This is a genomic window from Rahnella aquatilis CIP 78.65 = ATCC 33071, from assembly GCF_000241955.1.
In the GTDB taxonomy this organism is placed as follows: Bacteria; Pseudomonadota; Gammaproteobacteria; order Enterobacterales; family Enterobacteriaceae; genus Rahnella; species Rahnella aquatilis.
Map to the genome: position 1 here is coordinate 3,642,598 of NC_016818.1, position 24,057 is coordinate 3,666,654.

The window sequence follows — 24,057 nt, forward strand, 5'->3', positions numbered from 1 at the left end:
TGGAAGCAAACCTGTAAACAGGTTCAGCAACGTGCATTAAAATTATGCAGGTTGAGTCTGGTTCATCAGCTCAGTAAAGGTAGTGGCTTTTTCAGTCACTTTGGCTTTAGACAACAGAGTTTCGACCGCTTGTTCTTCCAGCGCGACGTTACGCATGTTGTTCATCAGCTCTTTGTTTTTGCTGTAGAACTCAACAACTTCCTGTGGATCTTCGTACGCAGATGCCATTTCTTCGATCAGCGCTTTAACGCGATCTTCGTCAGCTTTCAGTTCGTGCTGGCTGATAACTTCGCCCAGCAACAAACCCACCACTACGCGACGTTTAGCTTGCTCTTCAAACAATTCACGTGGCAGTTCCAGCGCTTGTTTTTCGTTGCCGCCAAAACGTTGTGCAGCCTGACGACGCAGAACGTCTACTTCGCCGTCGATCAGTGCAGATGGCACGTCGATTTCGTTAGCGCTGACCAGACCGTCGATTGCCTGGGTTTTGATGCGGTTACGAACAGCACCTTTCAGCTCGCGTTCCATGTTTTTACGCACTTCAGCACGCAGACCTTCGACAGAACCATCAGCCACGCCGAAACGTTTGATGAATTCTGGTGTCAGTTCTGGCAACTCACGTTCTTCGACTTTCTTCAAAGTAATCGCAAACTTAGCCGCTTTACCTTTCAGATTTTCAGCGTGGTAATCTTCCGGGAAGTTCACGTCGATGGTGAATTCTTCACCGGCTTTGTGACCGACCAGACCGTCTTCGAAGCCTGGGATCATGCGGCCCTGGCCCATAGCCAGTACGAAATCAGAAGCTTTGCCGCCTTCGAATTCTTCACCGTCGATGGAACCGGAGAAATCAACAGTCACGCGGTCTTCAGCAGTGGCAGCAGCATCCGTTTCTTTCCAGTCCGCTTGTTGCTTACGCAGAGTTTCCAGCATGGTATCAACATCAGCGTCGTTAACTTCAACAACCGGTTTTTCAACTTCGATGTTTTCCAGATCTTTCAGCTCAACTTCCGGGTACACTTCAAATTCTACGGAGAAGTTGAAGTCTTCACCCTGCTTGTACTCACCCGGGATGTAGTTAGGTGCGCCAGCTGGATTGATTTTTTCTTTGATGATCGCATCAACGAAATTGCGTTGCATCAGATCACCCAGTACGTCCTGACGTACTGACGCGCCGTAACGCTGTTCGATGATGTGGCTTGGTACTTTGCCTTTACGGAAGCCGTCAATACGTACTTTTTTAGAGACGTTGATCAGTTCACTGCTCACTGCTTTTTCAATGCTTTCAGCAGGAACAGTAATCGTTACGCGGCGCCCAAGGCCTTGAGTGGTTTCAACAGAAACTTGCATCTTGTTACCTCAAAAAAAAATCACAGTGCTCGGTCAACTCCAGAAGTCGTTCTCAAGATGAGCGCAAACTTACCTTGAAAACGACTTCTAAGAACCGGGACAGTTCTGTATCAGAACGTAGCCCTGTATTCGAGAGCGTCCGAAACCATTCCGGAAAAATTAGACGCGACATTATAGCGGCGCATACGCATTGAGTCGAGGACGGTCTCTGTTGCGCGGGAGGGAAACTCACACGGGACTCGATCCTTCGAAAAATGCAGCCATTCAGAGGCATAAACCTCTTGCCGTCAGTCCGTCAGAAGAAAAACAAAAACGGCCCGCAGGCCGTTTCTCGAAATTCGCATCTACTAATACCGCATCTGACAAGGAAAGTTCCAGTGTTACCGTGTCAAACGCCGATATTTATGCCTTTTGTGAATCAGATCGCGGCTGTCAGGCCATTGTGCCCGCGCCGCGACACGGCGGTGAAGCCGGCACTGTATCCTGTAAGCCTTCCCATTCTTTCAGGGTATACGTGTGCAACGCCAGCGCATGCACGCTGCCAGCGAGTTCCTCGGTTAACTTCCCATAGATTGCACGATGACGCGCCAGGAAACGCTCCCCTATAAACTTATCCGACACCATGATCACTTTAAAATGGCTCTCGGAGCCTGCCGGGACATTATGACGATAGCTTTCGTCAGTGACTTCCAGAAACGCAGGTTCGAATGCTTCAACTAATTTTGCTTCTATTTGCTCACGAATCATAGCAATCTCCTTACACCGCATCAGCAGAGAACTGCGCCTGTCTGGTACACCTATCTCTTTATAATGATAGGCGGCTTTCCAGATTCTACGCATGCCGGAACAATAAATTTCTGCCGCGAATTGATAAAAATGCCGCTCAGTCTGTCAAAGAAAGTGCCGCTTCGCTACGGATAGCGTCAGCAGCCCGCTGCTTTACTGCGACTTTGCTGAAAAAAAACGCGAAAAATACGCTTTTCCGGATTGTTGGGACTTCCCCCGGCAAATGGCAATGTTATGATGTCGGCAAATTTTTGAGCACTATTCCCTTATTAATATTGAGAAAATACACATGCTAAAGAAAATTATTTTCCCTGTTCTGGCACTGTTGATGCTGGCCGGTTGCGCCACCAGCACTAACACGCTGAACGTTTCACCGAAAATTGTTCTGCCTTCACAAGATCCAACGCTTCAGGGCATCACTATCAGCATTAACGGTGCTGACCAGCGTCAGGATCAGGCACTGGCAAAAGTGAACCGCGATGGTCAGCTGATTTCCCTGACACCGTCACGCGATCTGCGCTTCCTGTTACAGGAATCGCTGGAGAAACAAATGACCGCACGGGGTTACATGGTAGGTGCTGACGGCGCCGTTGATCTGCAAATTGTGGTGAACAACCTGTATGCAGATGTTCAGGAAGGCAACCTGCGTTATAACATCACCACCAAAGCCGACATTTCCATCATCGCAACAGCGAAAAACGGCAGCAAGCAGGTGAAAAACTACCGCTCGACGTATAACGTTCAGGGCGCACTGTCTGCGACTAACGCAAAAATCACCAACGCGGTTAACACCACGCTGGGCGATGTCATCAGTGACATGGCGTCAGACACCAGCATCAGCGACTTCATTAAAGCGAACGCCCGTTAAGTTCATCTGAAATCAGCGTGTAGAATTCTGCCCGGCTCGTCCGGGCAGAATGCTTTTTAAAGCCAGCGATTCGCTTTCCCGATCTGTATCCCTTCCTTTATTATGCATATGCGCCACTTTCTCAACGGTTCGCAGGAACACAATTTTCATGATCAGTCAGTACTTTAAAATTTTCACGCAGCGCAATACGGTCATTTTACTGCTTCTGGGTTTCGCTTCCGGGTTACCCCTGGCGTTGACATCGGGCACGTTGCAGGCGTGGATGACGGTCGAAAATGTCGACCTGAAAACCATCGGTATTTTTTCGCTGGTGGGTCAGGCCTATGTGTTCAAATTCTTGTGGTCGCCAATGATGGACCGCTACACCCCCTCTTTTCTCGGGCGCAGACGAGGATGGCTGATACTGACGCAGTTGCTGCTGGTCGCGGCAATTTTTGCAATGGGGTTTATGGATCCCTCAAAAGATTTATTCTGGCTCGCCGCGCTGGCCGTACTGATCGCCTTCGCCTCGGCGTCGCAGGACATTGTTTTCGACGCGTATAAAACCGATTTGCTGCCACCGGAAGAACGCGGAAATGGCGCCGCCGTATCGGTGCTGGGTTACCGGCTGGCGATGCTGGTCTCCGGCGGACTGGCATTATGGCTGGCTGACCGGTATCTCGGCTGGCAGCATATGTACTGGCTGATGGCAGGTCTGATGCTGATCGGCGTTCTCGCTACCCTGCTGTCGCCGGAGCCTGAAAACTCGCAACCGGCACCACGCACCATGGAGATGGCCGTCGTCGCGCCGCTGAAAGATTTTTTTGGCCGCAACAATGCCTGGCTGATTTTACTGCTCATCGTCATGTATAAAATGGGCGATGCTTTTGCGGGGAGCCTGAGTACAACATTTTTGATCCGTGGTGTCGGTTTTGATGCCGGGGAGGTCGGGCTGGTAAATAAAACGCTCGGGCTGATGGCAACCATCATCGGCGCATTGTTGGGTGGAATGTTAATGCAGCGTCTGAGCTTGTTCCGCGCACTGATGTTGTTCGGGATTTTGCAGGCTGTTTCTAACGCCGGTTACTGGATCCTCGCCATTACTAATAAAGATTTAACCACTATGGGCGCGGCGATTTTCTTTGAAAATTTGTGCGGCGGGATGGGGACGGCGGCATTCGTGGCATTGCTGATGACGTTGTGTAATCGTTCATTCTCAGCCACCCAGTTTGCGCTACTTTCAGCATTGTCTGCCGTAGGCCGTGTGTATGTCGGGCCGATTGCCGGATGGTTCGTGGAAGCTTACGGCTGGCCGTGGTTTTACCTTTTCTCTATTGTGGCGGCTGTACCCGGCTTGCTGCTGCTGGCGGTTTGCCGGCAGACCCTCGAATACACTCAAAAAACCGACAACTTTCTGCCGCGCATTCACTTCGCCACCCCGTATCGCTGGGCGTTACGTTGCATGCTGACGGGCAGCTTGTTATTGGTACTCTGGCTGATCACACTGATTATCGACAGTGTTGGCTGGGCATCATGGCAAAGTCTGGCGACACCTCTGTTAGAAGCGGGCGCAGTTATTTGCCTGACTGGCGTTATTTTGGGCAGTCTGCTCGACTTTTTATCGCTGCGCCGGACTGCACGTTCCTGATTTACCGCCATTCATTTCAAATGAATGGCGCGTTTCATTTAACAAATGATCTATAAATATGACGCAATAAATTAAATCCAGAAAAAATAATATTTGCTGGGATAATTTTCTTTTGTGCTTTTCGTGCATTTTATTTCACCTGTCATCTACATTAATTTAACATTAATTAAACCTACTGATCAGATACCGCACGACAATTATAATGTCAAAATCTGTCACTCCTTGTTTTTCATCACTATAGAAAAAAATCTATACGCAACATATTGTTGCCCCCTGTAAATTGTCACGTTCCGTGACATGTGTGACTGCGTTAACATAAAGTGTCAACAGCGCTTTGACACTTGTTTAAGCGTGTTTACAGTCCTGCAACCTTCCCGTAAAATGCCCGCACACCTGAAGCGACAATAGAGCCCTAGTTATTGAGGTCGTTAGATGAGACTTAAGAAATACAATAAAAGTATTGGGATGTTGTCCTTATTTGCCTCCGCGGTAATGTTGAGCGGTTGCAATACGGCATTGATGGATCCCAAGGGAGCAATTGGACTTGAGCAGAGAACGCTGATTTTAACCGCTATCGGTTTAATGCTGATCGTTGTTATACCAGTTATTATCATGGCGTTTGCCTTTGCCTGGAAGTATCGCGCTTCCAACACAAAAGCAAAATACAGTCCTGATTGGTCCCACTCCAACAAAATTGAAGCCGTCGTCTGGACAGTTCCAATTATAATCATTGCCATCCTGGCAACGATTACCTGGAAAACCACCCACTCGCTTGATCCGTTCAAGCCAATCGTGACTGACCAAAAACCGATGACGGTTGAAGTCGTGTCTCTGGACTGGAAATGGTTATTCATTTACCCAGAGCAGGGCATCGCGACCGTTAACGAACTGGTTATTCCTAAAGATGTGCCTGTTCAGTTCAAAGTCACTTCAGACTCTGTCATGAACTCGTTCTTCATTCCTCAGTTAGGCGGGCAGATTTATGCGATGGCCGGTATGCAAACTCAGCTGCATTTGATTGCAAATGAAGCGGGTACGTATAAAGGCATTTCAGCAAGCTTCAGCGGCCGCGGCTTCTCAGGTATGAAGTTCAACACAATTGCGACTCCAACCCGTGCCGATTTCGACACCTGGGTGGCGAAAGTGAAAAGTGCACCGAACCAGCTGGCTACGACTGATGACTTCAACAAACTGGCTGTACAGAGCATCGACAACCCGGTCGAATATTTCTCTGTTGCAAAACCGGGTTTGTTTAAAGAAATCATTGGCAAATACTCCATGCATGACATGAAGGCAGCGCCGGAAGGTCACACCATGCCAATGCCTGCAGGCGCTGACATGAAAGGCATGGATATGGGTGGACAGTCTCACGCAGCCGGAGCCGAGGAATAAACGATGTTCGGAAAATTAACGCTTGATTCGGTTCCGTATCATGAACCGATTATCATGGTCACAGTTGCCGCGATTATTATCGGTGGCCTGGCAGTAGTTGCCGGCATCACCTATTTCGGTAAGTGGAAGTATCTGTGGACCGAGTGGCTGACCTCCGTCGACCACAAAAAATTAGGTATCATGTATATCATTCTGGCCTTCGTCATGCTGTTGCGTGGCTTTGCCGATGCCATCATGATGCGTAGCCAGCAGGTTCTTGCTTCTGCAGGTGAACCGGGCTTCCTGCCTCCTCATCACTACGACCAAATCTTCACCGCGCACGGCGTGATCATGATCTTCTTCATGGCGATGCCTTTCGTAATCGGTCTGATGAACGTGGTTGTTCCTTTGCAAATCGGTGCGCGCGACGTTGCGTTCCCGTTCCTGAATAACGTGAGCTTCTGGTTTACCGCCGCTGCTGTTGTACTGATCAACATCTCTCTGGGTGTGGGTGAGTTCGCGCAGACCGGCTGGTTAGCCTATCCGCCACTGTCAGGTAAGGAATACAGTCCGGGGGTCGGGGTAGATTACTGGATCTGGAGTCTCCAGATATCCGGTGTCGGTACCTTGCTGACCGGTGTTAACTTCTTTGCGACCATCCTGAAGATGCGCGCACCCGGTATGCCGCTGATGAAAATGCCGGTATTTACCTGGGCCGCACTGTGCACCAACGTGTTGATTATCGTGTCCTTCCCGATTCTGACCGTGACAGTTGCACTGCTGACTTTAGACCGTTATCTGGGCACCCATTTCTTCACGAATGATATGGGCGGCAACATGATGATGTACATCAACCTGATTTGGGCCTGGGGCCATCCGGAAGTGTACATTTTGGTTCTGCCAGTATTCGGTGTGTTCTCAGAAGTTACCGCAACTTTCTCCAAAAAACGTCTGTTCGGTTACACCTCGCTGGTATGGGCAACCATCGCCATCACCGTGTTGTCGTTCATCGTTTGGCTGCACCACTTCTTCACCATGGGTTCAGGCGCTAACGTCAATGCCTTCTTCGGCATCATGACGATGATCATTTCTATCCCGACCGGGGTAAAAATCTTCAACTGGCTGTTCACCATGTATCAGGGCCGTATCACGCTGAACGCAGCGATGTTGTGGACTGTTGGCTTCATCATCACCTTCTCTGTGGGTGGGATGACCGGCGTTCTGCTGGCGGTGCCGGGTGCTGACTTCGTGCTGCACAACAGTCTGTTCCTGATTGCCCACTTCCACAACGTAATCATCGGTGGTGTGGTCTTCGGTTGCTTCGCAGGTCTGACTTACTGGTTCCCTAAATCCTTCGGCTTCACGCTGAACGAAAAATGGGGTGTGCGTTCATTCTGGTTCTGGATCATCGGCTTCTTCGTTGCATTCATGCCACTGTACGTGCTGGGCTTCATGGGGATGACCCGTCGTGTCAGCCAGAATATCGATCCTGAGTTCCACCCGCTGCTGGTTGTTGCGGCATGCGGTGCTGCACTGATTGCCTGCGGTATCCTCTGCCAGCTGATCATGATCTTCGTTTCCGTTCGCGACCGCGACCAGAACCGTGATCTGACCGGTGACCCATGGGGCGCACGTACTCTGGAGTGGTCAACCTCTTCTCCTCCTCCGTTCTACAACTTCGCTATCGTGCCGCAAATTCACGACCGTGATGAGTTCTGGGATATGAAAGAGAAAGGCACCGCTTACAAGCAGCCTGCAAAATATGAACCGATTCATATGCCACGTAACAGCGGCGCCGGTTTCATCATCGCTATGCTGAGTCTGGTTTGTGGTTTCGCGTTAATCTGGGATATCTGGTGGCTGGCGGCAGTGAGCTTTATTGCCCTGGCAGCAACCTGGATTGCGAAAAGCTTCGACGAAGATGTTGATTACTACGTGCCAGTTGAAGAAGTGGAACGTATTGAAAACCAACATTATGAACAAATCCGTAAAGCAGGTGTGAAACATGGCAACTGATACTCTGACTCACCACGATGAGGCCCATGCTGAGCATGGGCACCACGATGCAGGTGCAACCAAAGTCTTCGGCTTCTGGATCTACCTGATGAGTGACTGCATTTTGTTTGCGAGCCTGTTCGCGACGTATGCAGTACTGGTCAACGGGACCGCTGGCGGTCCCTCTGGTAAAGACATTTTTGAACTGCCGTTCGTGCTGGTAGAAACCTTCTGCCTGCTGTTCAGTAGTATCACTTACGGCTTTGCGATGCTGGGCATGAACAAAGGCAACAAAGCGGCTGTTAACGGCTGGTTGTTCCTGACTTTCCTGTTCGGTTTAGGCTTCATCGGGATGGAACTCTATGAATTCCATCACCTGATTGCTGAAGGCTATGGCCCGCAACGCAGTGGTTTCCTGTCTGGCTTCTTTGCCCTGGTCGCCACCCACGGTCTGCACGTGACCTGTGGTCTGATTTGGATCCTGACCATGATGGTTCAGGTTTCACGTCGCGGTCTGACTGAAGTCAACAAAACTCGTCTGATGTGTCTGAGCCTGTTCTGGCACTTCCTGGACGTGGTGTGGATCTGCGTGTTTACCGTTGTTTATCTGATGGGAGCAATGTAATGAGTCATTCTGCTACTTCCCATGGTGGCGCAAGCCACGGCAGCCTGAAGTCATACGCTATTGGCTTCATCTTGTCGGTTATCCTGACGGTGATCCCGTTTGCCATGGTCATGACCGACACGGCATCACATTCACTGATCCTGGGTACCGTGGTTGCTTCCGCAATCATCCAGATCGTTGTCCATTTGGTGTTCTTCCTGCACATGAATACGTCGTCGGAAGAGCGCTGGAACCTGGTGGCACTTCTGTTCACCGCTGTGATTATCTTTATCGTCGTTGTGGGCTCATTGTGGATTATGTATAACCTCAACCTCAATATGATGGTCAGTTAAAGAGCCGAGCTGCACGTGATGATTAAGCAATACCTGCAAGTAACGAAACCAGGAATTATTTTCGGCAACTTAATTTCTGTCATCGGGGGATTTCTCCTTGCTGCCAAAGGCAGCATCGACTTCCCACTCTTTCTCGCCACACTGGTGGGTGTTTCGCTGGTTGTCGCATCGGGTTGTGTATTTAACAACTTTATCGACCGCGACATCGACCGGATCATGGAAAGAACGAAGAACCGGGTCCTGGTGAAAGGGCTTATTCCGCCGAAAACAAGCCTGGTTTACGCGACCATTCTGGGTATTGCGGGCTTTGCGTTGTTGTATATCGGAGCAAATCCGCTGGCGATGTGGCTGGCAGTGATGGGCTTTGTGGTTTATGTCGGCATTTACAGCCTGTACATGAAACGCAACTCGGTATACGGCACGTTGATCGGCAGCTTGTCTGGCGCCGCGCCACCGGTTATCGGTTATTGTGCCGTTTCAGGCCAGTTCGATACCGGTGCCCTGATCCTGCTTCTGATTTTCAGTCTGTGGCAGATGCCGCATTCGTACGCGATTGCCATCTTCCGCTTCAAAGATTATCAGGCTGCAGGCATCCCGGTTCTGCCCGTGGTGAAAGGTATCTCCGTCGCCAAGCATCATATTATCGTCTATATTCTGGCCTTTATGATTGCGACACTGATGCTGACCCTGAGCGGTTATGCAGGTTATAAATACCTGATTGTCGCCGCCGCTGTCAGTATCTGGTGGCTGGGTATGGCACTGAAAGGTTACAAAACGGAAAATGATGTGGTGTGGGCGAGAAAACTGTTTGGCTTCTCCATCATCACTATCATGTCGCTGAGCTTCATGATGTCCGTGGATTTTAATTCTGCCCCGACATCGTTGCTGACCTACGTTTGGTAACACATACTTTCAGTGTAAGCCGCTGAAATTACAGCTAAAGGCCAGTAGCAATACTGGCCTTTTCTTTTGCTCAGTCTGACGGGAAAATCTCGTAATATCTGCTAAAGATCCATCGTTTTACCCAAGCCGGCTTAATCATTAAAATGTCGGATTGTTATTTTGAGGTAGTAATGTGAACGATAACCAGATGACCCCGCAGGAAAGTCGGGCTACATGGGGACTAGGGACAGTATTTTCTTTGCGCATGCTTGGCATGTTCATGGTTCTTCCGGTGCTGACCACCTATGGCATGAAACTCTCCGGTGCCAGCGAAACACTGATCGGCATCGCCATCGGTATTTACGGACTGGCACAGGCTGTTTTCCAGATCCCGTTTGGCCTGCTTTCTGACCGCGTTGGCCGCAAGCCGCTGATCATCTTTGGCCTGGTCATCTTCTGCATCGGCAGCATTGTGGCTGCTTCCACCGAATCTATCTGGGGCGTGATCATTGGTCGTGCCCTGCAAGGCTCCGGCGCGATTGCTGCTGCCGTGATGGCGCTGCTTTCTGATCTGACCCGCGAGCAAAACCGTACCAAAGCGATGGCGTTTATCGGCATCAGTTTTGGTATTACCTTTGCGATTGCGATGGTACTCGGCCCGATTATCACCCACGCCTGGGGTCTGCATGCTCTGTTCTGGGCTATCGCAGCGCTGACCATTCTGGGCATCATCATTACCGTGGCCGTGGTGCCCTCCCCTGCCACGCATATACTGAACCGTGAATCGAGCATGGTGAAAGGCAGCTTTGGCAAAGTGATGAGCAACGCCAAATTACTGAAGCTGAACTTCGGCATTCTGTGCCTTCACGTGTTACTGATGTCGAGTTTCGTGGTATTGCCGCAAGTGATGGAACACGCGGGCTACCCACCGGGTGACCACTGGCGGGTGTATCTGATCACCATGCTGACGTCTTTCGTCGCCGTCATTCCGGTGATTGTCTACGCCGAGAAAAAGCGCCACATGAAACAGGTATTTATGGGCTGCGTGGTGATGTTGTTGCTGGCTGAAATCGTGCTGTGGGCTGCTGGCCTGCATTTATGGGCGGTCATCGCCGGTATCCAGTTATTCTTCCTGGCGTTTAACGTGATGGAAGCGATTTTGCCATCGCTAATCAGTAAAGAATCTCCGGCGGGCTATAAAGGCACCGCGATGGGACTTTACTCCACCAGCCAGTTCATTGGCGTGGCGATTGGCGGCAGCTTAGGCGGTTATGTTTACGGGCATGCCGGTGCCGGTGCGGTATTCCTGGTCTGTGCGGTCATTGCCGTCGTCTGGTTACTGGTCAGCGCCACCATGACTGAACCGCCGTATGTCAGCAGTCTGCGTATCACATTGTCTGAACTGGCGGTGAAAGATTCCGCCCTGCAGGCACGCATTCTTGCACAACCGGGCGTGGCCGAAGCCGTTGTCGTACCGGAAGAGTTCAGTGCCTACGTGAAAGTTGATACTAAACAGACCAACCGCAAAGCCCTCGAGCAACTGGTCAGCGCTGCCTGACGCGTTCTGACATTAATAAACGCTGTGCCTGCAAACTGGCACAGCGTTTCATTTTTATCCCCACCGCGTGACCCCCCTCACTTAAAAAACCTCAGTAATCATTATCCTCAGGAATTCCTTAACAAAAATTTTTGTCAGTGATGACGGCTTTCGGGCCTTTTGAGGATCTCATGAAAACATATGCTCTCGTTGGCACCGGCGGTCGCTCAGGTTTATACATTGAAGCGATTACCGGCAAATACCGCCACAACGCAAAATTTGTGGCCTTCTGCGATACAAACCAGACACGAATGGATTATGCGAACCGTCAGCTTGAGCAAAGCGGCATCGCCCGGGTACCGACCTGGAAAGCGGCCGATTTCAATACGATGCTCGAGGAAACCAAACCGGATATCGTGATTGTCACCAGCATGGACCGCACGCACGATGACTATATCGTCCGTGCCCTGCACGCCCGTTGCGACGTCATTACTGAAAAACCCATGACCATTGATGAACCGCGCGCTTTGCGCATTCTGGATGCCGTCGATGCGACGGGGTATCAGGTGCGCGTGGCGTTTAATTACCGTTACGCGCCACATCACAGCAAAATGCGTGAACTGCTGATGCAGGACACTATTGGCGACGTGCTTTCAGTGCACTTTGAATGGCTGCTCAATACCGAACACGGTGCAGATTATTTCCGTCGCTGGCACCGTGAAAAACGCAATTCCGGTGGCCTGCTGGTGCACAAATCTACCCACCATTTTGATCTGATGAATTTCTGGCTGAACAGCACGCCGGAAAAAGTTTATGCCCAGGGCGACCTGCGTTTTTACGGTAAAGAGAATGCCGAGAAACGCGGCGTGACCGAATTTTATCCCCGGGCACATGGCTACGTGCAGGCACAGAACGATCCGTTTGCGCTGCATATGGCAGACAACGCCCAGCTCAAAGCGCTGTATCTGAATGCAGAACATGAGGATAACTATTTCCGCGACCAGAGTGTGTTCAGCGACGGCATCAATATTGAAGATACCCTATCGGTGCTGGTGAAATACCAGAACAAAGTCCAGCTAACCTATTCGCTGAATGCATATCTGCCCTGGGAAGGATTGAACGTGGTATTCAACGGCACCAAAGGCCGCATTGAAATGAAAATCGTCGAGATGTCTTACGTTAATGCCGGTGGCAAACGTGAAAACGAAGGCAGTATCGAGAAAGCAGAAATCACGGTTTACCCGTTATTTGCAGAGCCGTGGAAAGCAGAATTCCAGCTGGGAGAAGGCGGTCACGGCGGCGGCGATAATGCCATGCTGGAAGATCTGTTTGGCGAACGTAAAGACGATCCGTTAAAACGCGCCGCCGATCACCGCGCGGGGGCGATGTCGATCCTGACCGGTATCGCCGGAAATCTGTCGATGCAGCATGATAAACCGGTTTACTTTAAAGACTTCGAACTGGTGAAAAGACTACGCCAGCCGAAGTAACCGCCATAAAAAAGGGACGCACAGCGTCCCGATCTTAATTGCAAAGAACGAAGGCTATCAGTCTCTGAAGTTTTTGAACTGGAAGGGCTGGCCCAGATCACCTTTCTTAACCAGCGCCATCACGGCCTGCAAATCATCACGCGCTTTGCCGGTGACACGAACTTCGTCGCCCTGAACCTGCGCCTGCACTTTGATTTTACTGTCTTTAATCAGCTTGACGATTTTCTTCGCCAGCGCGGATTCAATGCCGGAATGCAGTTTGGCGTCAACACTGTAGGTTTTACCGCTGTGCTCCATCTGCTCAGGAATTTCCAGCGCCCCGCCTTCAATGCCACGTTTGGCTAATTTTTCACGCAGAATATCGACCAGCTGGTTCACCTGAAAATCTGATTCGCTGGCCACTTTGATACTCTCGTTTTTTTCATTGAGATCGAAGCTGGCAGGAATATTGCGGAAATCCCAGCGGGTTTGCAGTTCACGGCTGGCATTTTCCACGGCATTGCGCACTTCCTGCATGTCGATTTCGGAAACAATGTCAAAAGACGGCATAATCGCTTCTCCCTGTAGTTTTTGTGTTGCACGTTATATGGCGTGCATAATAGCGCCTTCAACCGTCGATGCCAAACGACAGCAAAGCACCGAACATAAAATGCTCCGAGGGTCAAAAAGTGCAGGTGAAAATGTGATCTGCTGCACAAATGTCTATACTAATAAGATAACCGGACAGCAGAATATTCTTTCGACAATCAATTTCATGGCCCTGTTTCGCCATAATTCCCGGGAGGCACAATGAAAATAACAGTATTGGGTTGCGGTGCGCTGGGACAACTTTGGCTTTCGGCTCTTTATCAGCAGGGCCACGACGTTCAGGGCTGGATCCGCATTCCACAGCCATTTTGTGCCGTCAACGTTATCTCGCCGGAAGGCATTGCTTTTAATCGCAATATGCCCACTAACGACCCGGAACATCTGGCACAAAGCGAATTACTGCTGGTCACGTTGAAAGCGTGGCAGGTTTCCGGCGCGGTCAGCGCGCTGATGCCGAGGCTTAATGATAATTGCGCGATATTGCTGCTGCACAATGGCATGGGCACTGTTGATGAATTACCCCCTAACCGTCTGGCGATTTTGCAGGGCGCGACGACCCATGCGGCGCGTCATGAAGGCAACGCCATTGTCCATGTCGCAGCGGGTGCCACACACATCGGGCCGGTAACACCGCGTGGTGCCGCACTGAGTTCACTGGCGGATACGCTGCATAATGCCTTACCGGACGTCGCGTGGCATGACAACATCAAATCATCATTATGGAATAAACTGGCGGTGAATTGCGTCATCAATCCGCTGACGGCGATATACGATTGCAGCAACGGCGCTTTACTGGCGCATAGCGGTCAGATTGAAGAAATCTGTCAGGAAGTCGCGCAGGTTATGGCAATCGAAGGCGTTGAAATTCACAGCGAATCATTGCTCAGTTTTGTCTATCAGGTGATCGACTCTACAGCGGCAAATCATTCATCGATGTTGCAGGACATCCGCAGCCAGCGTCATACCGAAATTGATTACATCACCGGATATGTCCTGCGCCGCGGGCGTAAGTTCGGGCTGACCCTGCCGGTTAACAACCGCTTATTTGAACAGATTAAGAGAAAGGAAAACGATTATGAACGCATCAGTTCTGGTCTGCCTGGCACCTGGTAGCGAAGAAATCGAAGCCGTCACCGTGATTGATTTGCTGGTACGGGCTGGGATTAACGTCACCACAGCCAGTGTCGCAGGCGATGGCAACCTGGAGATCCGCTGCTCGCGCGGCGTGCGTATTTTGGCAGACGTCGCGCTGGTGGATGTCGCAGATGATGAGCATGCGGTGATCGTTCTGCCGGGCGGCCTCGGTGGCGCAACCTGTTTTAGTGAAAGCCCGCTGCTGGTGGAAAAAGTGCGCCAGATGCATGTCAGCGGTAAAATCGTTGCCGCCATCTGCGCCGCCCCTGCGCTGGTACTGGAATATCACGATTTGTTCCCGGTCGGCAATATGACGGGTTTCCCGGGCTTAAGGGATAAGATCGACCCGAACAAATGGTCCGATCGTCGGGTGATTTTCGATCCGCGCGTTAATCTTCTGACCAGTCAGGGGCCGGGCACTTCGATGGAATTTGCCCTGAAAATTATCGATCTGCTGCTGGGCAAAGCCAAAGCGGCAGAAATCGCCGCGCAACTGGTTCTGGCACCGGGCATTTATAACTACACCGATGAAGGTGCGCGCGAATCCTGATCCGATTGCTGCCAATAATAAATATCCTCCGGCATAGCCGGAGGTTTTTCATATGCGCCTGTAAGGCTCTGTTACCAGCCGCGCCCTAACAGGCGCATAGCAATCTGACATTTGCATCCAAATTCGTTACTTACCGCCCGTAAACGGGCTCCCTGGATACGGGATTGATAACTGTTCCCCTAGTTTATCCTGCTCCAGTTGGTGCTTTATGTATTCCTGGATCTTCGATGTATTTTTACCCACTGTATCTACATAATACCCTCGGCACCAAAACTCCCTGTTCCTGTATTTGAATTTAAGATCACCAAATTGTTCATATAGCATCAGACTACTTTTGCCCTTCAGATACCCCATGAAGCTCGATACACTCATCTTCGGCGGGATTTCCACAAGCATATGGATGTGATCTGCACAGCATTCTGCTTCCAGAATGTGCACATTTTTCCATTCACACAGTTTTCTTAAAATACTCCCTACTGCACGGCGTTTCTCGCCGTAGAAGACCTGCCTTCGGTATTTAGGCGCGAAAACTATGTGATATTTACAGTTCCATCGGGTGTGCGCTAAGCTCTTTTCGTCCCCCATTGGGACCCCCTTTTGATTTCTTGTTTGACCAATGCAGTTGCCAGACCGCAAGGTGTTTTAACAAATCAAAAGGGGTTTTTATATCCGGCTCAAAGCTGGAAGCTTTACGGAACCCCCAGCCTAGCTGGGGGTTTTCTATAGACAAAAAGGGGGGTCAGCGATGCTGCCCCCCTTTTTTTACATCCGGAATTTCGTTTACGGACGATAGACTTTCACGTTGTGGAAGCCCTGCTCTTTCAGATACAGCGCCTGTAAACGACTCATTACGCCACGATCACAATACAGCAGATAAGTTTTGCTCTGATCCAGAGAGCCAAACTGAGTGGCCAGTTTGTAGAACGCCAGCGGCTTCACTTCAACGTTTTCCAGTGCCAGCGGCTGCGCCTCTACTTCATCCGGTGCGCGAACATCCAGAACGATGTCTGTTGACACGAACTCCGCTACCGTTTCCACTTCCGGCACCACTTCCGCCGCCTGGGTAGCAATTTCGCGGATATCGACATTCCGCGCTTCGCTGACCACTTTATCCAACACGTTAAAATCGAACATCGCTTCTTCGGCTTCGATCTTCGCTTTAACCGCTTTCACGGTCGGGCTTTTCGAAATCACACCGCAATATTCCGGCATGGTTTTCGCAAAATCTTCCGTCCCGATTTCACGGGCAATCTTAATGATGTGCTCTTTATCGTGAGAAATCAGCGGACGCAGAATGAGCGTGTCAGAAACATTGTCGATTAAACGCAAATTGGTCAGCGTCTGGCTGGAAACCTGACCCAACGCTTCGCCTGTCACCAGTGCCTGCACGCCGTAGCGCTCAGCAATAGCCGACGCCGCACGCACCATCATGCGTTTTAGCACCACGCCCATCTGGCCATCTTCGACTTTTTCGAGTATTTCACCCACCACTGGTTCGAAATCAACCGCGATAAAACGCACACGGTGCGAGCTGCCAAAACGGTTCCACAGATAATGCGCCACCTGTTTCACACCGATTTCATGCGCTGCGCCGCCGAGATTAAAGAAACAATAATGCACACGACAGCCACGGCGCATCAGCATATAACTGGAGACGCCGGAGTCGAAACCGCCGGAAATCAGTGACAACACATCTTCCTGCGTGCCAATCGGGTAGCCGCCCTGGCCTTCGAGGCGGCTTTTCACCAGCACCAGCTTATCGTCGTTAATTTCCAGTTTCACCGTAACCTGCGGAGCGGTCAGGCTAACTTTTGCCGATTCAATGTGCTGATTCAGGCCGCCGCCAACATAGCGCTCAACTTCGGTAGACGTGAAGTCATGCTTGCCACGACGTTTAACACGCACGCAGAACGTTTTTCCTTCCACTTCAGCACGATAAGCTTCCAGCGTTTGCTCGAAGATATTATGGACATCGGTGTAAGGACGGTCTTCAACTTCTTCAACATAACGGATCCCCGGAATGCGGCAGAGCAATTCCTGAATCAGGTCGTGTTTGCTTTCGTCTTTGCTGCGAACTTCGATATGATCCCAGTGGCGAACCACCGCCAGCGTCTCATCATGCGGTCGCACGATATTGCGAATGCTGCTTGAGAGGATCTTAATGAAGCGCAAACGCACAGATTGGCTCTTGATGGTGATTTCAGGGAACAATTTAATGATAAACTTCATGGCAGTCTTTTGTTAGCGGGTGAAAAAACGGGGTAGTAAGTCGCTGAATAAGGATCTAGGATCCTATTATTGCTAAGCCAAATGTTCGTTCTGTGTCACATTGGGCTTAGCAATAATATCTGCGGCGCAGAGTATATCACTTAAAATGGATGCTCTGCGCACAAAACCCTGCAGCAGATGTCATGCTGGACAGGAATGTCTCTTGAGGCTGAGCGCTGACTCTGTTGCCTCAGTACTTCGATCATCCATTCTGATCAACGATATTAAAGAGAATTATGCCAAAAAAATCTGCATCACCTGCCAATTTTGAAACTGCTCTGGCCGAACTGGAACAGATCGTGTCCCGCCTCGAATCAGGCGAGTTGCCTTTAGAAGACGCACTCAATGAATTTGAGCAGGGCGTCCAGCTGGCGCGTCAGGGGCAGCAAAAGCTGCAACAGGCAGAGCAACGTGTTCAGATCCTGCTCGACAGCGACAACGACGCTCCGCTAACCCCGTTCACCCCAGAAGCCGAGTAACTGGTCATGTCTGAAGCGATTTCCCTTTCCAGCGCTGACGGATTTACGCATGAGCTGCGCGCGATGCAAAAGCGTGTCGATGAGGCATTAACAGCCTATGTCAGCACTCAGCCGCTGGCCGATTTACCGCTGGTTGAAGCCATGCGCTACGGCGCGCTGCTGGGCGGTAAACGTCTGCGTCCGTATCTTGTTTACGCCAGCGGCCAATTGTTCAGCCTCGATCTGAAAAACCTCGATGCGCCTGCGGCTGCCGTGGAATGCATTCATGCCTATTCGCTGATACATGATGATTTACCGGCCATGGACGACGACGATTTGCGCCGTGGTCAGCCGACCTGTCACATTAAATTTGGCGAAGCCAACGCGATTCTGGCGGGTGATGCCCTGCAAACACTGGCCTTCTCCATTCTGGCCGACGGCGAAATGCCGGATGTCGCCGTAAAAGATCGGCTGGCGATGATTTCCGAACTGGCCCGCGCCAGCGGAGTCAGCGGTATGTGTGGCGGTCAGGCTCTGGATTTAGCCGCTGAAGGTCAGCAGGTCGGCCTTGAAGCACTGGAACAAATTCATCGCCATAAAACCGGCGCACTGATCCGCGCCGCCGTGCGCATGGGTGCGCTGGCTGCCGGTGAAACAGGACGTGCCGTTTTACCGATACTGGATAACTACGCGCAGGCCATTGGTTTAGCGTTTCAGGTTCAGGACGATATTCTGGATGTCATAGGCGATACCGCCACGCTCGGCAAACGCCAGGGCGCTGATCAGCAACTGGGTAAAAGCACATACCCTGCGCTGCTGGGGCTGGATGGCGCAAAAGCCAAGGCAGCAGATCTGTATCAGGAAGCCGTTGAAGCGCTGGATCAGCTTGCGGCACGTTCTTACAACACAGCGCCACTTCTCGCGTTAGCCCGCTTTATCATTGAACGCGATAATTAAACTTACTATGAGCAACTGATGAGTCTTGAATTAGCCAAATACCCGACACTGGCGCTGGCGGAGAATCCTGAAGATCTTCGTTCGCTTCCTAAAGAGAGCTTACCTAAGCTCTGCGATGAGCTGCGCCAATATTTATTGGCCAGCGTCAGTCAGTCCAGCGGACACTTTGCGTCCGGTCTGGGGACGGTTGAACTGACCGTGGCGATGCATTATGTCTATAAGACGCCGTTCGACCACGTAGTCTGGGATGTCGGCCATCAGGCCTATCCGCACAAAATTCTGACCGGCCGCCGTGACCGTATTTCCACCATCCGCCAGAAAGGCGGTCTGCACCCGTTCCCGTGGCGCGGTGAAAGCGAATACGACACCTTGTCCGTCGGTCACTCATCGACCTCCATCAGTGCAGGCCTCGGTATGGCGGTGGCGGCTGAACGTGAAGGCAAAGGCCGTCGCACCGTTTGTGTGATTGGCGATGGCGCGATCACGGCGGGTATGGCGTTTGAAGCGATGAACCATGCAGGTGACATCAAACCTGACATGCTGGTGATCCTCAACGACAACGAGATGTCGATTTCCGAAAACGTCGGGGCGCTCAATAATCATCTGGCACAACTGCTGTCCGGCAAACTGTATTCACGTCTGCGTGAAGGCGGTAAGAAAGTCCTGTCTGGCCTGCCACCGATTAAAGAACTGGTACGCCGTACTGAAGAACATCTGAAAGGCATGATGGTGCCGGGTACGCTGTTTGAAGAGCTGGGCTTTAACTATATCGGGCCGGTAGATGGTCACGATGTGCTGGCGCTGGCGCAGACACTGAAAAACATGCGTGACCTGAAAGGCCCGCAGCTACTGCATATCATGACTAAAAAAGGCAAAGGCTACGCGCCAGCCGAAAAAGATCCGATCAGTTTCCATGCTGTGCCTAAATTTGATCCGGCTTCCGGCACGTTGCCGAAAAGCAAAGAAGGTCTGCCAACTTATTCGAAGATTTTTGGCGACTGGTTGTGCGAAACCGCCGCCAAAGACAGCAAGCTGATGGCTGTCACACCGGCAATGCGTGAAGGATCTGGTATGGTGCGTTTCTCACGTGAATACCCGCAGCAGTATTTCGATGTGGCCATTGCCGAACAACACGCCGTTACCTTTGCGGCGGGTCTGGCGATTGGCGGATACAAGCCGATTGTGGCGATCTACTCCACGTTCCTGCAACGCGCCTATGATCAGGTTATCCACGATGTGGCGATCCAGAATCTGCCGGTACTGTTTGCTATCGACCGCGGCGGCATTGTCGGGGCTGATGGACAGACGCATCAGGGCGCGTTCGATCTCTCCTTCCTGCGCTGCATTCCGAACATGACCATCATGACGCCGAGCGACGAAAACGAATGTCGTCAGATGCTGCACACCGGTTATCACCATAACAACGGGCCGGTTGCTGTGCGTTATCCGCGTGGTAGTGGTACCGGCGCTACCTGTGAACCGCTGGCTTCACTGCCAGTCGGTAAAGGTGTCGTGCGCCGTGAAGGGGAGAAAGTGGCGATTCTTAACTTCGGCACATTGTTGCCTGAAGCGCTGGCCGTGGCAGAAAAACGCAACGCGACCGTTGTGGATATGCGCTTTGTGAAACCGCTCGATGAAGCACTTATCCAGGAACTGGCTTCAAGTCATGAAGTACTGGTCACACTGGAAGAAAACGCCATCATGGGCGGTGCAGGCAGCGGCGTAAATGAACTGCTGATGTCCAGACGTATTCTGGTGCCGGTGCTGAATATCGGTCTGGCGGACAATTTTGTGCCACAAGGCACACAGGACGAAATCCGTCACGATGTTGGTCTGGATGCCGAAGGCATTGACCGTCAGATAACCGACTGGCTGGCCTGACTCTTCACCCCTCTTTCTGCCTGAAAGAGGGGATTTTCCTCTCTGACTTCCTCCTCTGTCACACGATCCTGCCGTTCTGTAAGCTACAGTTATAGCGTGCTAACCATTTCAATCAATTTCTGCTAGTTTGGTTATCGATAAAAAACAATCAGATAGCCACACAAACCGCCATGGAGAAACGCTATGCAATACACGACATTGGGACAAACCGGACTCAAAGTTTCGAAGCTGTGTCTCGGCTGTATGACTTTTGGCGAACCTGATCGCGGCACACACGCGTGGACCTTGCCCGAGGAGAGCAGCCGCCCGATCATCCAACAAGCGCTGGATGCCGGCATTAACTTCTTTGATACCGCCAACAGCTATTCTGACGGCAGCAGCGAGGAAATCGTCGGTCGTGCCCTGAAGGATTTCGCAAAACGCGATGAGATTGTCGTGGCGACCAAAGTGTACCACGCCGTCACCGGCTTAAAGCCGGGACTGTCACGCGCCTCGATAATGCAATCCATCGATGACAGCCTGCGCCGTCTGGGCATGGATTATGTCGACCTGCTGCAAATCCACCGCTGGGATTACGAGACGCCGATAGAAGAAACCCTGGAAGCGCTGAATGACGTCGTAAAAGCCGGCAAAGCGCGCTTTATCGGCGCATCTTCTATGCACGCCCATCAGTTCAAACACGCACTGGATGTTTCTGAGCAAAATGGCTGGGCGAGTTTTGTCTCGATGCAGGATCAGTACAATCTGATCCAGCGTGAAGAAGAAAACGAGATGTACCCGTTGTGTCTGGAAAGGAACATTGCGGTGCTGCCGTGGAGTCCGCTGGCGCGCGGCAAGCTGACCCGTCCGTGGGGAGAAACCACCGCGCGTTCAGTTTCCGATAATTTTGCCAAAACACTGTATGACGCCACTGATGAGGCCGACGGTAAAGTCGCTGAGCGTGTGGGGAAAATTGCCGAAGATCATGGGGTGCCACGCGCACAAATCGCACTTGCGTGGATCCTGAGTAAACACGTCGTGACCGCGCCAATTATCGGTGCTTCGCGCCCCGCTCATCTGGAAGATGCTATCGCGGCCCTGCAAGTGAAGCTTTCCATCGAGGAAATCGCTGAGCTGGAAATGGCGTACGTGCCGCATCAGGCGACCGGTTTCCAGTAATGTGAGGTTGTAAAAAAGGCGTTGTCAGGGAAAACCCGGCAACGCCTTTTTTATGAGTATCTGAAACCGATCAGAGCAGGCCCAGCGGCCAGTGATGCCCGACCAGATAGATAATCGCTGCGCCAAGCACCCCGGCAACCACATCATCGATCATGATGCCCATTCCGCCCTGCACGTTGCGGTCAAACCAGCGGATCGGCCACGGCTTCCAGATATCCAGCACGCGGAAAACGATAAAGCCGATCAATACCCAGCGCCAGTCGTTTACCGGGATCGCCATCAGGGTGATCCACATGCCGACGAATTCATCCCATACGATACTGCCGTGGTCATGAACCCGCATATCACGTGCGGTCTGGCGGCAAAGATAAACCCCGATACAAATGCTGAACATGACGATCATGGAATACACCTGCCACGGCAGGTAGGTCATGACAATCCAGAACGGGATCGCGGCGATGGAGCCCGCCGTGCCCGGACCAACAGGGAATAAACCGCTGCCAAAACCGGTCGCCAGCAAATGCCACGGATTACGCAGATCAAGACGTTTTTTGGCCGCGGCCATGTCCTGAACCGGATCACCGGTTTTTCCTTTATACCCAGCCGGGCGTTTTTTACGGCCTGTATTCACAACAATTCCTCTGCGGCAAAGTGGTCAAAACCTTGCCATTCCAGTTCTACCGGCACGCCTGAACGCATAAACTTAATACCTTCTGAAAGCGGCGCAATCTGCCCGACACAGGTAAATTTGACACCCAGATGGCTCAGCGCCGCATCCAGCGCGCCGCGGTTAATTTCCGGCACCGTGAAGCAAAGTTCATAATCCTCACCTCCGGTCAGCGCCCATTTCAGCGCCTGCTCCGGGCCGGCAACCTTATTCAATGCAGCCGATAACGGGATCGCATCCAAATCAAGCCGCGCGCCGCATTCGCTGGCATTGAGTATATGTTTAAGATCCGAAATCAGCCCGTCGGAGAGATCGATGGCTGACGTCGCTAAATCGCGCAGCGCCTGCCCTTGCAGAACGCGTGGCGAAGGCCGCAGATGGCGTTTGAGCAGGAATTCGCGGAGGGCGGTATCAGTGACATTTAGCTGTTCCAGCAAAATAGCCAGCCCTGCGGCGCTGTCACCGAGCGTTCCGGTCACAAAGATCCAGTCGCCGATGCCTGCACCGGAACGGGTTAACGCACGTCCCGCAGGCACCAGCCCCTGAATAGTTAACGTCATGCTCAGCGGGCCACGCGTGGTGTCGCCGCCAATCAGCTGCATGCCGTAATAATTAAGTTGTTCAAACAGACTGTCGCTGAATGCCTGCAACCAGTCGGTGTTCACTTCCGGCAACGTCAGTGCCAGCGAAACCCAGGCCGGGTCCGCGCCCATGGCCGCCAGATCGCTCAGGTTGACCGCCAGCGCTTTATAGCCCAGGTCAGACGGTGAAATCGTTTTTAGAAAATGGATGCCTTCGACCAGCGTATCGGTGCTGACTGCTAATAGCTGCTTCTCGCCAACCGTCAGTAAGGCACAATCATCACCAATGCCCAAATGCACATCCTGCCGGGCAGTTCTGAAACGGTTAAAGTAGCGAGTGATTACATCAAATTCGCCGCATGCCATAGTACATTTCCAAATCGTTAGAATGCCTTAAGGCCGGAAATCCGGCCTTAAGAAGGGTGTCACACAAAAGATAAACGTGGTGACATCACCAGATTATCAACAGAGCCAGAAATCATCCAAAATGACTGTCGCCATTTGTGATCGAGGTTGACCCTTTTTGACGATCATTTTTTACGAATATGCGGACCTGCTTTATCCAGCACACCGTTGACGAACTTATGGCTGTCTTCAGCGCCGAAGGTTTTCGCCAGTTCGATAGCTTCGTTGATCGCCACTTTGTAAGGAACGTCCTGGCGTTTGCTCAGTTCGAACAGAGCCAGACGCAAAATCGCTCTTTCCACCTGGCCCAGTTCATCCAGCTGGCGGGACAGATATGGCGCCATCAGTGCATCGAGTTTCTCAGCACTGTTTGCTACACCAGCCAGCAGTTCACGGAAATAGGCAATGTCTACGTCTTTGACATCCTGCTCGGTCAGGAATTCTAATTCAACATCGGCGATGTCATTTTTCGACAACTGCCAGGAGTAAAGCGCCTGAACGGCACATTCACGGGCGCGGCGACGAGCAGCAGGTTTCACGGATTTCCCCT

At 51.6% G+C, this 24,057-nt stretch carries 23 protein-coding genes; 15 read left to right on the forward strand and 8 right to left on the reverse strand.

Going from position 1 to position 24,057, the window contains the following annotated elements; genetic code table 11:
• Positions 1-42: 42 nt before the first annotated feature.
• Together tig and bolA are read right to left on the reverse strand one after the other, a co-directional pair.
• Entirely contained in the window at positions 43-1,347 is a 1,305-nt protein-coding gene (gene tig, locus RAHAQ2_RS16540) for a trigger factor (protein WP_013576641.1), read from the reverse strand.
• Between the two features lie 432 nt (positions 1,348-1,779).
• Positions 1,780-2,094 carry a transcriptional regulator BolA gene (gene bolA, locus RAHAQ2_RS16545; protein ID WP_015698323.1) on the reverse strand — a complete coding sequence of 105 codons (315 nt, stop codon included), beginning with the start codon at positions 2,092-2,094 and terminating at the stop codon, positions 1,780-1,782.
• 328 nt (positions 2,095-2,422) lie between these two features.
• Here bolA and RAHAQ2_RS16550 point away from each other — a divergent pair, with 328 nt between their 5' ends.
• The 9 genes from RAHAQ2_RS16550 to RAHAQ2_RS16590 all read left to right on the forward strand — a co-directional run bounded on the left by RAHAQ2_RS16550 (position 2,423) and on the right by RAHAQ2_RS16590 (position 12,860).
• A complete protein-coding gene (locus RAHAQ2_RS16550) occupies positions 2,423-3,001 on the forward strand; it encodes a lipoprotein (protein ID WP_015698324.1) in 579 nt (192 codons plus the stop codon).
• A 148-nt stretch (positions 3,002-3,149) separates the two neighbouring features.
• Positions 3,150-4,628: a muropeptide MFS transporter AmpG gene (gene ampG, locus RAHAQ2_RS16555; protein ID WP_015698325.1), complete on the forward strand. Its 1,479-nt coding sequence runs from the start codon at positions 3,150-3,152 to the stop codon at positions 4,626-4,628.
• A 432-nt stretch (positions 4,629-5,060) separates the two neighbouring features.
• Positions 5,061-6,020 (forward strand): cytochrome o ubiquinol oxidase subunit II, encoded by a 960-nt coding sequence (gene cyoA / locus RAHAQ2_RS16560; protein ID WP_015698326.1) that lies wholly within the window; start codon positions 5,061-5,063, stop codon positions 6,018-6,020.
• Positions 6,021-6,023: 3 nt separating this feature from the next.
• Entirely contained in the window at positions 6,024-8,015 is a 1,992-nt protein-coding gene (cyoB, locus tag RAHAQ2_RS16565) for a cytochrome o ubiquinol oxidase subunit I (protein ID WP_013576646.1), read from the forward strand.
• Positions 8,005-8,619, forward strand: coding sequence for a cytochrome o ubiquinol oxidase subunit III (locus RAHAQ2_RS16570; protein WP_013576647.1), 615 nt, complete (start codon positions 8,005-8,007; stop codon positions 8,617-8,619). The genes cyoB and RAHAQ2_RS16570 overlap by 11 nt, the downstream gene beginning before the upstream one ends.
• Positions 8,619-8,951 carry a cytochrome o ubiquinol oxidase subunit IV gene (locus RAHAQ2_RS16575; protein ID WP_013576648.1) on the forward strand — a complete coding sequence of 111 codons (333 nt, stop codon included), beginning with the start codon at positions 8,619-8,621 and terminating at the stop codon, positions 8,949-8,951. The genes RAHAQ2_RS16570 and RAHAQ2_RS16575 overlap by 1 nt, the downstream gene beginning before the upstream one ends.
• Before the next feature lie 18 nt (positions 8,952-8,969).
• On the forward strand, positions 8,970-9,854 hold the full coding sequence (gene cyoE, locus RAHAQ2_RS16580) for a heme o synthase (protein ID WP_015698327.1): 885 nt from the start codon (positions 8,970-8,972) through the stop codon (positions 9,852-9,854).
• Positions 9,855-10,026: 172 nt separating this feature from the next.
• A complete protein-coding gene (locus RAHAQ2_RS16585; RefSeq protein ID WP_015698328.1) occupies positions 10,027-11,391 on the forward strand; it encodes an MFS transporter in 1,365 nt (454 codons plus the stop codon).
• Positions 11,392-11,561: 170 nt separating this feature from the next.
• Positions 11,562-12,860, forward strand: coding sequence for a Gfo/Idh/MocA family protein (locus tag RAHAQ2_RS16590; protein WP_015698329.1), 1,299 nt, complete (start codon positions 11,562-11,564; stop codon positions 12,858-12,860).
• Between the two features lie 57 nt (positions 12,861-12,917).
• Here RAHAQ2_RS16590 and RAHAQ2_RS16595 read toward each other — a convergent pair whose 3' ends face one another.
• The gene (locus RAHAQ2_RS16595; protein ID WP_015698330.1) at positions 12,918-13,409 is read right to left on the reverse strand and encodes a YajQ family cyclic di-GMP-binding protein; all 492 of its coding nucleotides are present in this window, start codon (positions 13,407-13,409) and stop codon (positions 12,918-12,920) included.
• Between the two features lie 240 nt (positions 13,410-13,649).
• Here RAHAQ2_RS16595 and panE point away from each other — a divergent pair, with 240 nt between their 5' ends.
• Together panE and yajL are read left to right on the forward strand one after the other, a co-directional pair.
• On the forward strand, positions 13,650-14,561 hold the full coding sequence (panE, locus tag RAHAQ2_RS16600; RefSeq protein WP_015698331.1) for a 2-dehydropantoate 2-reductase: 912 nt from the start codon (positions 13,650-13,652) through the stop codon (positions 14,559-14,561).
• Complete coding sequence (gene yajL, locus RAHAQ2_RS16605) at positions 14,524-15,132, forward strand: protein deglycase YajL (protein WP_015698332.1); 609 nt, start codon at positions 14,524-14,526, stop codon at positions 15,130-15,132. Before panE ends, yajL begins: the two co-directional genes overlap by 38 nt.
• A 126-nt stretch (positions 15,133-15,258) precedes the next feature.
• Here yajL and tnpA read toward each other — a convergent pair whose 3' ends face one another.
• Positions 15,259-15,717 carry an IS200/IS605-like element IS1541D family transposase gene (gene tnpA / locus RAHAQ2_RS16610; protein ID WP_014333746.1) on the reverse strand — a complete coding sequence of 153 codons (459 nt, stop codon included), beginning with the start codon at positions 15,715-15,717 and terminating at the stop codon, positions 15,259-15,261.
• A gap of 195 nt (positions 15,718-15,912) precedes the next feature.
• A complete protein-coding gene (gene thiI / locus RAHAQ2_RS16615; protein WP_015698333.1) occupies positions 15,913-17,361 on the reverse strand; it encodes a tRNA uracil 4-sulfurtransferase ThiI in 1,449 nt (482 codons plus the stop codon).
• 275 nt (positions 17,362-17,636) lie between these two features.
• Between thiI and xseB the strand changes: the two genes are divergently transcribed.
• The 4 genes from xseB to RAHAQ2_RS16635 all read left to right on the forward strand — a co-directional run bounded on the left by xseB (position 17,637) and on the right by RAHAQ2_RS16635 (position 21,854).
• The gene (gene xseB / locus RAHAQ2_RS16620) at positions 17,637-17,879 is read left to right on the forward strand and encodes an exodeoxyribonuclease VII small subunit (protein ID WP_015698334.1); all 243 of its coding nucleotides are present in this window, start codon (positions 17,637-17,639) and stop codon (positions 17,877-17,879) included.
• 6 nt (positions 17,880-17,885) lie between these two features.
• Positions 17,886-18,815: a (2E,6E)-farnesyl diphosphate synthase gene (ispA, locus tag RAHAQ2_RS16625; RefSeq protein WP_015698335.1), complete on the forward strand. Its 930-nt coding sequence runs from the start codon at positions 17,886-17,888 to the stop codon at positions 18,813-18,815.
• Between the two features lie 18 nt (positions 18,816-18,833).
• Complete coding sequence (gene dxs / locus RAHAQ2_RS16630) at positions 18,834-20,696, forward strand: 1-deoxy-D-xylulose-5-phosphate synthase (protein ID WP_015698336.1); 1,863 nt, start codon at positions 18,834-18,836, stop codon at positions 20,694-20,696.
• A 183-nt stretch (positions 20,697-20,879) separates the two neighbouring features.
• Entirely contained in the window at positions 20,880-21,854 is a 975-nt protein-coding gene (locus RAHAQ2_RS16635; protein ID WP_015698337.1) for an aldo/keto reductase, read from the forward strand.
• 70 nt (positions 21,855-21,924) lie between these two features.
• On the opposite strand, the gene pgpA is transcribed toward RAHAQ2_RS16635, so the two are convergent.
• The 3 genes from pgpA to nusB all read right to left on the reverse strand — a co-directional run bounded on the left by pgpA (position 21,925) and on the right by nusB (position 24,046).
• Positions 21,925-22,419: a phosphatidylglycerophosphatase A gene (gene pgpA, locus RAHAQ2_RS16640; RefSeq protein WP_037040161.1), complete on the reverse strand. Its 495-nt coding sequence runs from the start codon at positions 22,417-22,419 to the stop codon at positions 21,925-21,927.
• Positions 22,420-22,481: 62 nt separating this feature from the next.
• Positions 22,482-23,468 carry a thiamine-phosphate kinase gene (gene thiL, locus RAHAQ2_RS16645; protein WP_015698339.1) on the reverse strand — a complete coding sequence of 329 codons (987 nt, stop codon included), beginning with the start codon at positions 23,466-23,468 and terminating at the stop codon, positions 22,482-22,484.
• Between the two features lie 164 nt (positions 23,469-23,632).
• A complete protein-coding gene (gene nusB / locus RAHAQ2_RS16650; RefSeq protein WP_013576663.1) occupies positions 23,633-24,046 on the reverse strand; it encodes a transcription antitermination factor NusB in 414 nt (137 codons plus the stop codon).
• Positions 24,047-24,057 lie beyond the last annotated feature (11 nt).

Excerpts from the sequence above, each read along its gene's own strand:
- tig (WP_013576641.1), bottom strand. The coding sequence starts at position 1,347 with ATGCAAGTTTCTGTTGAAACCACTCAAGGCCTTGGGCGCCGCGTAACG.
- bolA (WP_015698323.1), bottom strand. The coding sequence starts at position 2,094 with ATGATTCGTGAGCAAATAGAAGCAAAATTAGTTGAAGCATTCGAACCT.
- RAHAQ2_RS16550 (WP_015698324.1), top strand. The coding sequence starts at position 2,423 with ATGCTAAAGAAAATTATTTTCCCTGTTCTGGCACTGTTGATGCTGGCC.
- ampG (WP_015698325.1), top strand. The coding sequence starts at position 3,150 with ATGATCAGTCAGTACTTTAAAATTTTCACGCAGCGCAATACGGTCATT.
- cyoA (WP_015698326.1), top strand. The coding sequence starts at position 5,061 with ATGAGACTTAAGAAATACAATAAAAGTATTGGGATGTTGTCCTTATTT.
- cyoB (WP_013576646.1), top strand. The coding sequence starts at position 6,024 with ATGTTCGGAAAATTAACGCTTGATTCGGTTCCGTATCATGAACCGATT.
- RAHAQ2_RS16570 (WP_013576647.1), top strand. The coding sequence starts at position 8,005 with ATGGCAACTGATACTCTGACTCACCACGATGAGGCCCATGCTGAGCAT.
- RAHAQ2_RS16575 (WP_013576648.1), top strand. The coding sequence starts at position 8,619 with ATGAGTCATTCTGCTACTTCCCATGGTGGCGCAAGCCACGGCAGCCTG.
- cyoE (WP_015698327.1), top strand. The coding sequence starts at position 8,970 with ATGATTAAGCAATACCTGCAAGTAACGAAACCAGGAATTATTTTCGGC.
- RAHAQ2_RS16590 (WP_015698329.1), top strand. The coding sequence starts at position 11,562 with ATGAAAACATATGCTCTCGTTGGCACCGGCGGTCGCTCAGGTTTATAC.
- RAHAQ2_RS16595 (WP_015698330.1), bottom strand. The coding sequence starts at position 13,409 with ATGCCGTCTTTTGACATTGTTTCCGAAATCGACATGCAGGAAGTGCGC.
- panE (WP_015698331.1), top strand. The coding sequence starts at position 13,650 with ATGAAAATAACAGTATTGGGTTGCGGTGCGCTGGGACAACTTTGGCTT.
- yajL (WP_015698332.1), top strand. The coding sequence starts at position 14,524 with ATGAACGCATCAGTTCTGGTCTGCCTGGCACCTGGTAGCGAAGAAATC.
- tnpA (WP_014333746.1), bottom strand. The coding sequence starts at position 15,717 with ATGGGGGACGAAAAGAGCTTAGCGCACACCCGATGGAACTGTAAATAT.
- thiI (WP_015698333.1), bottom strand. The coding sequence starts at position 17,361 with ATGAAGTTTATCATTAAATTGTTCCCTGAAATCACCATCAAGAGCCAA.
- xseB (WP_015698334.1), top strand. The coding sequence starts at position 17,637 with ATGCCAAAAAAATCTGCATCACCTGCCAATTTTGAAACTGCTCTGGCC.
- ispA (WP_015698335.1), top strand. The coding sequence starts at position 17,886 with ATGTCTGAAGCGATTTCCCTTTCCAGCGCTGACGGATTTACGCATGAG.
- dxs (WP_015698336.1), top strand. The coding sequence starts at position 18,834 with ATGAGTCTTGAATTAGCCAAATACCCGACACTGGCGCTGGCGGAGAAT.
- RAHAQ2_RS16635 (WP_015698337.1), top strand. The coding sequence starts at position 20,880 with ATGCAATACACGACATTGGGACAAACCGGACTCAAAGTTTCGAAGCTG.
- pgpA (WP_037040161.1), bottom strand. The coding sequence starts at position 22,419 with ATGGCCGCGGCCAAAAAACGTCTTGATCTGCGTAATCCGTGGCATTTG.
- thiL (WP_015698339.1), bottom strand. The coding sequence starts at position 23,468 with ATGGCATGCGGCGAATTTGATGTAATCACTCGCTACTTTAACCGTTTC.